The 912-nt window shown below is 64.7% G+C and carries 1 protein-coding gene; it reads left to right on the forward strand.

Annotated elements, in window-relative coordinates:
- Nucleotides 1-58: 58 nt before the first annotated feature.
- Nucleotides 59-912: aldo/keto reductase family oxidoreductase (locus ENZ75_RS33015; protein ID WP_164755758.1), on the forward strand; the 854-nt coding region annotated here is incomplete at its 3' end.

Genomic DNA, 912 nt, shown 5'->3' on the forward strand with positions numbered 1-912 from the left:
TACCGGATTATCACGAGGTTGGGCAGCGCCTATCTCTGCCTCCTCAAGGAGATCAATCATGTCCAACATCCAACAATCCGGCACCTTCGCCCCCGCCACCTTCAAGCTTGGCAGCCGCACCGTGAAGCGGCTCGGCTACGGTGCCATGCAACTCGCGGGACCCGGCGTGTTCGGGCCGCCCAAGGATCATGACGCGGCATTGGCCGTGCTGCGCGAGGCGATTGCGCAAGGCGTCGACCATATCGATACCAGCGACTTCTACGGTCCGCACGTCACCAACCGGCTGATCCGCGAGGCGCTGGCGCCCTACCCCCAAGATCTCGTCATCGTCACCAAGATCGGTGCCCGGCGCGGCGCGGATGGATCGTGGCTGCCGGCCTTTTCCGCGGAAGCGCTCACCCAGGCGGTACACGACAATCTCAGCAATCTCGGGCTCGAGGTGCTCGACGTCGTCAACCTACGCATCATGTTCGATACCCATGGCCCCGCCGAAGGATCGATCGAAGCGCCGCTTACCGTGCTGGCCGAGCTCCAACAACAGGGTCTGGTCAGGCACATCGGGCTGAGCAACGTGACGCCGGCGCAGATCGCGCAAGGACGGGGGATCGCCGAGATCGTCTGCGTGCAGAACCAGTACAATCTGGCGCATCGCGGCGACGATGCCCTGATCGACGATCTTGCCCGCGATGGCATCGCCTATGTGCCGTTCTTCCCGCTCGGCGGCTTCAACCCGCTGCAATCCTCCACCCTGTCGGAAATCGCGGCGCGCCTCGGCGCCACGCCAATGCAGGTCGCGCTCGCCTGGCTGCTGCGCCGCGCGCCCAACATCCTGCTGATCCCCGGCACATCGTCGGTCGGGCATCTCGGGGAGAACCTCGCTGCGGCTGAACTGGAATTGCCACAGGATGCGCT

Origin of the sequence: Mesorhizobium sp. M7A.F.Ca.CA.002.04.1.1 (assembly GCF_004022805.1) — a bacterium.
Taxonomy (GTDB): domain Bacteria; phylum Pseudomonadota; class Alphaproteobacteria; order Rhizobiales; family Rhizobiaceae; genus Mesorhizobium; species Mesorhizobium ciceri.